This window comes from Shewanella sp. A32 (assembly GCF_029167175.1).
Taxonomy (GTDB): domain Bacteria; phylum Pseudomonadota; class Gammaproteobacteria; order Enterobacterales; family Shewanellaceae; genus Shewanella; species Shewanella yunxiaonensis.
In genome coordinates, this window is the sequence record NZ_JARFTS010000039.1 from 1 (window position 1) to 9,695 (window position 9,695).

Sequence of the window (9,695 nt, forward strand, 5' to 3'; positions counted from 1 at the left end):
GCGCTTACGGCTTGAGTTAGTTGATGTCGCCATAAAGAAGTCCTCTTTATGTCAACGTATTTCAGGACGGGACATTTAAGCATAAAAAAGCTGCCCTTGGGCAGCTTTTTTATTAATAACAATTACACCATTACAGCTTATCGGCATTTTCGGACAGGTATTCAGCAACGCCTTCTGGGTTGTCTTTCATACCTTTTTCGCCTTTCTGCCAACCGGCAGGGCAAACTTCACCATATTCTTCGTGGAACTGCAGCGCATCAATCATACGCAGCATTTCATCGACGTTACGTCCCAACGGTAAATCATTCACTACCTGATGACGTACGATGCCTTCCTTATCGATCAGGAATGAACCACGGAAAGCGACACCCGCTTCTGGATGTTCAACATCATAAGCTTTACAGATCTCATGACGAACGTCAGCAACCAAGGTGTATTTCACTGGGCCGATACCGCCCTGATTTACAGGGGTGTTACGCCAGGCGTTGTGGGTAAACTGAGAGTCGATGGAAACACCAATAACTTCAACGCCACGTTTCTTGAACTCGTCCAGACGGTGATCGAAGGCGATCAATTCAGATGGACATACAAAAGTGAAGTCCATGGGGTAGAAAAACACTACTGCGGGTTTTCCTTTGATTGCGGCGGTCAGGTTGAAGCTGTCAACAATTTCACCGGTTCCCAGTACTGCAGCGGCAGTAAAATCAGGGGCCGGACGGCTTACTAATACGCCCATTATATTTCCTCCATCTATGGATTGAGTAGTGACTTGCAAATCTGGTTTAACTAACAAGCATTATAAAACCTGCCGGTTAACTCACAACCTATTTATGATCGATATCACCTTTTTCAAGGGCTAGCGCTTTGATTTGATCAAATATCATCCAAATAGCCAATTTTTCGCAGAATTAATAGAAAATCTACGACAAATTTAACCAATTTGTTACCGGATGCTTTACAGCAACGCTGCAGTTCCAGACAATGGCTTTTTCACAAAAATAATAATCCTTTCTATGAATGCTGTTGTTATTGCTGTCTGTCTGATGCTTGCTTTAAGTATCATGCGGGTTAACGTGGTGATTGCGCTGACGATTAGTGCATTGGCGGCCGGGCTGTTAGGTGGTTTGGGACTGAATGAAACCATTGCCGCCTTCAATACCGGTCTGGGTGGTGGCGCACAGATAGCGCTGAGTTACGCCTTACTCGGGGCATTTGCTGTTGCGCTATCGCACTCGGGGCTAACGTCGTTGATCTCAAGCTCGGTCATCAAGCTATTGGGGCAAGAACAGAGCAGTCGTAATGAACGCATGGTTAAAGCCACGCTGTTATTAGCACTGCTGGCAATGTCGATTAGTTCTCAGAACCTGTTGCCTATCCATATCGCGTTCATTCCTATTTTGATCCCGCCGCTATTGCAATTGATGACCCGGTTGCGGTTAGACCGGCGTCTGGTCGCATGTGTTCTCACCTTTGGTTTAGTGACTACCTACATGGTGTTACCTATTGGCTTTGGCGGCATATTCCTGAATGACATTCTGCTGGCGAATCTCAACCACAATGGTCTGTCAGTTAAAGCAGGAGATATCCCTGGCGCGATGTTGATCCCTGGGGCCGGAATGGTATTGGGTTTGCTGATTGCGGTATTTATCTCTTACCGTAAGCCCCGCGATTACCAGTTGCAGCAGCCAACAGCAGGGTTACAGGCTGAGACTCCACGCAAGCGCAATATTGGCTTTGCTGTTTTGGCGGTGCTCACAACCCTGCTCGTCCAACTCGCTACTGAATCAATGATCTTCGGCGCGTTAGCGGGGTTTGTGATTTTAAGTGTCACCGGGGTGATGAAGCGCAGCGACAATGAAGATATCTTCAATCGCGGTGTGCGCATGATGGCAACTATCGGCTTTATCATGATTGCAGCCTCAGGCTTTGCGGCGGTGGTCAATCAAACCGGCGAGGTTGCCACTTTAGTGAACACCATTGGGGATCTGATCGGGAACAATAAGTCACTGGCGGCATTTTTGATGTTAGTAGTGGGATTGCTGATCACCATGGGCATAGGTTCCTCGTTCTCCACCATTCCCATTATCGCCACTATCTACGTGCCGCTGGCGTTGCATTTTGGTTTTTCGCCACCGGCGGTAATCTCCTTAGTCGGCACTGCCGCGGCGTTGGGTGATGCGGGCTCTCCAGCATCTGACTCCACCCTCGGCCCTACCTCAGGTTTAAATGCCGACGGGCAGCACGATCATATTCGCGATAGCGTGATCCCAACATTTATTCACTACAACATTCCGCTGTTGATATTCGGTTGGATTGCCGCCATGGTGCTGTAACAAATCATAAAAAAGCCCGCGATAATGCGGGCTTTTGCTACTGAAATTTAACTTACTTGGTACCAAAAATCTTATCACCGGCATCACCAAGACCCGGCAGAATATAACCATTTTCATTAAGACAACGGTCGATAGCAGCACAGTAAAGTTCGATATCTGGATGCGCTTCTGCCAATGCTTTCAAACCTTCCGGGGCAGCCACTAACACCAACGCTTTGATGGATGTACATCCCCGTTGCTTCAGCAGATCAATCGTGGCAATCATAGAACCACCAGTTGCGAGCATCGGGTCAACCACCAGCGCCAGACGTTCATTCAAATCGCTGGCAAGCTTTTCAAAATAAGGAACAGGTTGCAGTGTTTCTTCGTCACGATACATGCCGACAACGGAAATGCGGGCGCTAGGAATGTTTTCCAGTACCCCATCCATCATTCCGAGACCAGCGCGCAAAATTGGCACTACAGTAACTTTTTTGCCTTTGATCTGTTCTACTTCCACCGGACCATTCCAACCCTGAATAGTGACGGTTTCAGTTTCAAAATCGGCTGTTGCTTCGTAGGTTAATAAACTGCCCACCTCGGCGGCCAATTCACGAAAACGTTTGGTGCTGATATCACCTTCGCGCATCAAACCAATTTTGTGACGGACCAGAGGGTGTTTAACCTCGACAACTTTCATTATGTTTCTCCTGAGTTTTTGCGGGCGGGTAAGCCAGTCGGGGGCAGGTTTAGCTGGGCCTGCTCGAGCCAGGCAAATCCTCGAAATTTTAGTAGATTTACCTGCAAGGGAAAACATAAAGTTTCAGTTTTACGTCGATTCGTGAAGCATATCAGCACGCTCCTTCAGCATCTTTGGCTTTCGACCCCCAAGGCAAACTGTTAGAATACTGCGGCATTAAAACCCATAACCACGTACCCGAGAGGATCAAGTGAGTAATCCTACCCCACTGAGTTATAAAGATGCGGGCGTTGATATCGACGCAGGCAACGCTCTGGTCAACAATATCAAATCTGTCGTTAAACGTACCCGTCGCCCAGAAGTTCTGGGAAATCTGGGTGGTTTTGGCGCCTTGTGTGAATTACCAACCAAGTACAAACACCCAGTACTGGTATCCGGTACCGACGGCGTTGGTACCAAACTACGTCTTGCAATTGACTACAAAAAGCATGACAGCGTTGGTATCGATTTAGTGGCAATGTGTGTCAACGACCTGATTGTACAAGGGGCTGAGCCACTCTTTTTCCTCGACTATTATGCAACTGGTAAACTCGATGTTGAAGCAGCTACTGCGGTAGTAACCGGCATTGGTGAAGGTTGTTATCAGTCTGGTTGCGCCTTGATCGGTGGTGAAACTGCCGAAATGCCTGGCATGTACGAAGGTGCTGATTACGATTTAGCGGGTTTCTGTGTGGGTGTGGTTGAGAAAGAAGCCATTATCGATGGCAGTCAAGTACAACCCGGCGATGCGCTGATTGCTTTAGGCTCCAGTGGCCCTCACTCTAATGGCTATTCGTTAATTCGTAAGGTGCTGGAAGTCAGCCAAGCCGAGCCCAATGAGCTGCTGGAAGGTAAACCACTCATCGACCATTTGCTGGAACCTACCAAAATTTACGTCAAATCCTGTCTCAAGTTGGTGGAACAGCATGCTGTTCATGCAATGGCGCATATCACCGGTGGTGGCTTCTGGGAAAATATCCCACGGGTATTGCCTGAAAACTGTAAAGCGGTGATTAAAGGCGATTCCTGGCAGTGGCCAACCGTGTTCCACTGGTTACAGGACCATGGCAACATCGACATTCACGAAATGTACCGTACCTTTAACTGTGGTGTCGGGATGGTAATTGCGCTGCCTGCCGACCAGCTTGAATCGGCAATAGCCCTGCTCAAGGCCAATGGTGAAAATGCCTGGCATATTGGTGAGATTGCCGCATTAGGTGATGCTACCGAGCAGGTGGAGATCATTTAATGTCTGTTTGTCGCGTCCTGGTGTTGATTTCTGGTAACGGTAGCAACTTGCAGGCGATTATTGATCACGCACAACCTAAAGCCTCTTTTGAGGTGGTCGGCGTGATCAGTAACAAAACCGATGCTTATGGTTTAGTTCGGGCTCGTGAAGCGGACATCAACTGTACCTGTGTTATCGCAACGCCTGGCGAAAATCGCGCGGCTTATGATGATCGTTTGCGCGCTGCTATCGACAGTTACCAGCCAGATCTGCTGGTATTGGCTGGCTTTATGCGGATCCTCAGTGACGATTTGGTAACAGCATATCAAGGACGGATGATTAACGTGCATCCGTCCCTATTACCCAAATTTACCGGGCTCAACACCCATCAACGCGCCATTGATGCGGGTGAGCAAGAACATGGGGCAAGTGTCCACTTTGTGATCCCACAACTTGATGCTGGTCCGGTAATCCTTCAGGCAAAAGTGCCCGTTTTTGAGGATGATAGCGCCGAACTGCTGGCCGAACGCGTTCATGAGCAGGAACACGCTATCTACCCCTTGGTAGTCAAGTGGTTTGCTGACAATCGACTCAAGATGGTGAATAACCAAGCATACTTGGACGGAGAACCGCTAGGCACTGGTGGATATGCCAACGATTGACAACAACAAGGAACCTTCGGGTTCCTTGTTGTTCTATAACTTGCTAGGTTAGCTAAACAAGTTGTAATGCACTGCACGGGAAGGCAATGAAAAATATTATCTGCGATATCGATGGCGTGCTGATGCACGATAACAAACTGGTACCCGGTAGTGATAAATTCATCGCCCGGATCCTAGAACAAGGTAACCCGTTAGTCGTGCTGACCAACAACCCGGCACAAACAGGTAAAGATCTGCAAAATCGGCTGGCGGCAGCAGGCATGCCGGAGATCCCGGAAGCCTGTTTTTACACTTCAGCAATGGCGACAGCGCACTTTCTCAAACACCAGAATGGTAATAACAATGCCAAAGCCTATGTGATTGGTGAAGGCGCATTGATCCATGAACTCTATAATGCCGGATTTACCATCACCGACATTAATCCGGACTTTGTTATTGTTGGTGAAACCCGCACCTATCATTGGGATATGATCCGTAAAGCCGCCGCTTTTATCGCCAAAGGAGCACGTTTTATCGCCACCAACCCAGACACCCACGGCCCCAGTTACAGTCCTGGCTGTGGAGCCCTTTGCGCCCCGATTGAAGTTATTTGTGGCCGACAGCCATTTTATGTCGGTAAACCCAGTCCGCTGATCATTCGTTCAGCTCTGAATCATATGGGCGCACACTCAGAAAATACGGTTATTATTGGTGACAATATGCGCACTGATATTCTGGCAGGCTTTCAGTCTGGTCTGGAAACCATTTTAGTCTTAACTGGTGTAACACGCCGTGAAGATATCGAGCTGCAACCATTCCGTCCTAACCACATATTTGAGTGCGCACAAGACATCGATATCCTCTGATGCAGATCCCAAGTCTACTGACACATTATGTAACATTAGGGTTACAAACTGCAGTTGTTTAACCAGCTCACTTTCAGCCATTATTGCCCTACCCTGAGGCGTTAACAGCGCCCAACTTATACCTATTCAACAGGCTCAATTATGCGCTTATTGGTTCCATTCTGTACGTTAGCCCTTCTGGCTGGCTGTACTCATGAAAATGGCGATGCGGCTGTCGGATTCCATTTTGATGAACAACTTTTCCGTCAGGATATAGAAACGCTCTCTTCTGATGCATTCGAAGGCCGAGCGCCCACCACTCACGGTGAGAAAATGACGCTGGATTATCTGGTTAGCGCCTTTAAATCCATGGGATTGCAACCGGGTCCTGCGGGGAGTTATCTACAAAAAGTGCCAATGGTGAGCTATACCGCCAGCGAGCAACAGCAGATTACATTAGCCGGATTACCGCTTAAATATCGCCAAGACGTTGTATTTAGTAGTCATCATGATGTCAAACAGATCGATATTGAAAATGCGCCATTAGTATTTGTGGGCTATGGCATTAACGCTCCGGAATATGGCTGGAACGACTACCAGGGACTGAACATGCAAGGCAAAATTGCCGTGATCCTGGTAAATGATCCCGGCTTTGCCGATCCGACTTCTGGAAAATTTAATGGCAAGGCCATGACCTACTACGGCCGTTGGACATACAAGTATGAGGAAGCCAGTCGTCAGGGAGCCTTAGGCGCTATTATCATCCATCAAACTGAACCGGCGTCTTATCCTTGGGCAGTTGTGCAACACAGTTGGACCGGACCACAGCAGGATTTGGCAGAAGCTAATCCGCAACCTAGAGTTGCAGTCGAGGGTTGGATGACTTTAGATGCAGCGAAAGCGGTGTTTGCCGCATCCGGATTAGAATTACAGGCCGCACTAGATCGTGCGGCGCACGGTCCAATGCAATTACCGTTAGAGCAAACCGCCACGATAAAATTTGCCAACAATGCAGAATATGGTGAGAGTTACAATGTCATTGCCAATCTGCCAGGCACCGCAAAAGCCGATGAACATATTTTGTTTACCGGCCATTGGGATCATTTGGGAAAAGATGACTCATTGGCAGGAGACAAAATATTTAACGGCGCCATGGACAACGCATCCGGGGTATCAGGCATGTTAGCCATCGCCCGTCAGTTTGTGGCGGCAGCGAAGGCTGGTCATGGCATAAAACGTTCAGTCACTTTTGTAGTCACCACTGGTGAAGAACAAGGTTTATTGGGTTCTCGCTATTATGCCGACCATCCGTTGTATCCGCTAAAAAATACTATCGGGGTATTCAATCTCGACAGTACAAACGTTTATGGCCGCACTAAGGACTTCACCATCGTTGGCAAAGGAAAATCTGAACTTGAACTGTACTTAACCGCTGCTGCCACGCTGCAACAACGGCAGGTAAACGCTGAACAGCATCCTGAATCTGGCGGTTATTTCCGCTCTGATCATTTCAGTTTTGCCAAGTATGGTGTACCAGCAGTGTTTGGTAGCAGCGGTCAGGAACCTATTGATGAAGCGACTGCAAAATATAAAGAACAGATGCAGAAACGGATGAAAGGCTGTTATCACAACGTCTGTGATGAATATCAGGCTGACTGGGATCTCTCCGGCGCACTAGAAGATTTAGCCGTTTACTACCAAGCCGCCACCATGCTCGGTAACAGTAATGCACGCCCTGGATATTACGAAGGCACTGAATTCTATTCACTTCGCCCGGCCGCCCACATCAAACTTTGACCCTATCTAATGGACCGCGTCTACGGGCGCGGCCCATCGTTAAAAAAACACATTTATTGATTATTTTTCAATCTTTTATATTAAAAATTCCAATCTTAAATTTTGCTCATTTCTGTGTAGATTCAGTAATCCGCGCTTAATAGCGAATGCAATTTTAGATAGTTAATCATAAAAATCGCCAATTAGCTGAACATTCCACATATTAATTACGCTTTTGTTACGCTTTTACCTTGTTCATCCGCTATTTTTTCATAAATTTATTAAATTAAGCCCTTGGCTTTTGTCACCATTAATGGCAAAGTAAATGACAGTAAACTAAGGCGTGTTCTGGAGTAGTGTTATATGTGTTCTATTTTTGCCATTCTTGATATCCAATCAGATGCCGCATCCATGCGTCCAATTGCATTGGAAATGTCCAAACTGATGCGCCATAGAGGGCCTGACTGGTCAGGTATTTTCTGTTCTGATGAAGCGATTCTGGTGCATGAGCGATTGGCAATTGTTGATATTGAGCATGGTGCACAGCCACTGTACAGCCAAGATGGATCATTAGTACTGGCAGTAAACGGCGAGATATACAACCATAAAGAACTTAAAGCGCAACTGGGGGATAAGTATACCTACCAAACTAACTCCGACTGTGAGGTAATTCTGGCGCTGTACCAAGAGTATGGGTGCGAATTTCTCGACATGCTGAACGGTATTTTTGCATTTGTTCTGTATGACCAAAAGCAGAAACGGTATCTGATTGGCCGCGATCATATCGGGATTATCCCACTGTATACTGGTCGTGATGCAGCAGGTAACTTTTATCTTGCTTCAGAAATGAAAGCGCTGATGCCAGTTTGTAAAACGGTAGAAGTATTTGCACCAGGTCAATATCAAGTAAGTGGTAGTGAACCAGTTAAATATTACCAGCGTGACTGGCGTGATTACGATGCGGTTAAAGATAACCCCGCCAGCAAAGAAGAATTAAAAGCAGCACTGGAAGCTGCCGTTAAACGTCAATTAATGTCCGATGTGCCTTATGGTGTGTTGTTGTCAGGCGGCCTCGATTCTTCCGTGGTTTCTGCTATCACGCAGACATATGCCAAACATCGCATCGAAGATAACGACCAATCAGGTGCCTGGTGGCCACAGTTGCACTCATTTGCCGTTGGGTTGAAGGGTGCGCCAGACTTGATTGCAGCCAAAAAAGTCGCCGATGCCATTGGTACCATTCATCATGAAATTAACTTCACCTTCCAGGAAGGGCTGGATGCCATCAAAGATGTCATCTACCACCTGGAAACTTACGACGTGACTACCATCCGCGCAGCTACACCTATGTATCTGATGGCTCGCAAAATTAAAGCTATGGGCATCAAAATGGTGTTGTCCGGCGAAGGTTCAGACGAGTTGTTTGGTGGTTATTTGTATTTCCATAAAGCCCCTAATGCCCAGGCTTTCCATGAAGAGCTGATCCGTAAACTGGATAAACTGCATCTCTATGATTGCTTGCGCGCCAACAAGGCGATGGCCTCTTGGGGACTGGAAGCTCGAGTACCATTCCTCGACAAAGAGTTTATGGACGTAGCAATGCGTTTAAACCCAGAAGCCAAAATGTCGAAAAATGGTCGGATTGAAAAGCATATTCTGCGTGAAGCCTTTGAAGATATGCTGCCGGCAGAAGTGGCATGGCGTCAGAAGGAGCAGTTCAGTGATGGCGTTGGCTATTCCTGGATTGATGGGCTCAAAGCACATGCGGCAGCTCAGGTAGATGATAAAGATTTGGCCAATGCTCATTTCCGTTTCCCATATAACACGCCAGAAACTAAAGAAGCCTATTTCTATCGTTGCTTCTTTGAAGAGCTGTTTCCATTGGAATCTGCCGCGAAAACCGTACCGGGCGGAAAATCTGTGGCCTGCTCCACCCCAGAAGCACTGGCTTGGGATGCGAGTTTGCAGGGGGTTATTGACCCTTCAGGACGTGCCGTTCGTTCAGTGCATACGGCAGCCTACTAACTTCGGTCAAGGACAACAAAAGGCACTCACTTGAGTGCCTTTTGTTTAGGTGTATGTCCCGTCCTGAAATACGTTGACATAAAGAGGACTTCTTTATGGCGACATCAACTAACTCAAGCCGTAAGCGCA

General features: G+C 47.4%; 8 protein-coding genes. 6 read left to right on the top strand and 2 right to left on the bottom strand.

Annotation, left to right across the window (positions count from 1 at the left end):
* Window positions 1–130 precede the first annotated feature (130 nt).
* Window positions 131–736, bottom strand: a complete 606-nt coding sequence (locus PY479_RS17025; RefSeq protein ID WP_275484491.1) for a peroxiredoxin C — start codon at window positions 734–736, stop codon at window positions 131–133.
* A 277-nt stretch (window positions 737–1,013) separates the two neighbouring features.
* On the opposite strand from PY479_RS17025, the gene PY479_RS17030 reads away from it, so the two are divergent.
* On the top strand, window positions 1,014–2,333 hold the full coding sequence (locus tag PY479_RS17030) for a Na+/H+ antiporter family protein (RefSeq protein WP_275484492.1): 1,320 nt from the start codon (window positions 1,014–1,016) through the stop codon (window positions 2,331–2,333).
* A gap of 52 nt (window positions 2,334–2,385) precedes the next feature.
* Here the strand turns inward: PY479_RS17030 and upp are convergent, their stop codons facing one another.
* Window positions 2,386–3,012: a uracil phosphoribosyltransferase gene (gene upp / locus PY479_RS17035; RefSeq protein WP_212593639.1), complete on the bottom strand. Its 627-nt coding sequence runs from the start codon at window positions 3,010–3,012 to the stop codon at window positions 2,386–2,388.
* 250 nt (window positions 3,013–3,262) lie between these two features.
* Here upp and purM point away from each other — a divergent pair, with 250 nt between their 5' ends.
* The 5 genes from purM to asnB all read left to right on the top strand — a co-directional run bounded on the left by purM (window position 3,263) and on the right by asnB (window position 9,566).
* On the top strand, window positions 3,263–4,300 hold the full coding sequence (gene purM, locus PY479_RS17040; protein WP_212593640.1) for a phosphoribosylformylglycinamidine cyclo-ligase: 1,038 nt from the start codon (window positions 3,263–3,265) through the stop codon (window positions 4,298–4,300).
* Window positions 4,300–4,941, top strand: coding sequence for a phosphoribosylglycinamide formyltransferase (gene purN, locus PY479_RS17045; protein WP_212593641.1), 642 nt, complete (start codon window positions 4,300–4,302; stop codon window positions 4,939–4,941). The genes purM and purN overlap by 1 nt, the downstream gene beginning before the upstream one ends.
* Before the next feature lie 86 nt (window positions 4,942–5,027).
* Window positions 5,028–5,786, top strand: coding sequence for an HAD-IIA family hydrolase (locus PY479_RS17050; protein WP_212593642.1), 759 nt, complete (start codon window positions 5,028–5,030; stop codon window positions 5,784–5,786).
* A 141-nt stretch (window positions 5,787–5,927) separates the two neighbouring features.
* Window positions 5,928–7,562: a M28 family metallopeptidase gene (locus PY479_RS17055; RefSeq protein WP_275484493.1), complete on the top strand. Its 1,635-nt coding sequence runs from the start codon at window positions 5,928–5,930 to the stop codon at window positions 7,560–7,562.
* 342 nt (window positions 7,563–7,904) lie between these two features.
* Window positions 7,905–9,566 (top strand): asparagine synthase B, encoded by a 1,662-nt coding sequence (asnB, locus tag PY479_RS17060; RefSeq protein ID WP_212593644.1) that lies wholly within the window; start codon window positions 7,905–7,907, stop codon window positions 9,564–9,566.
* Window positions 9,567–9,695: the final 129 nt, after the last annotated feature.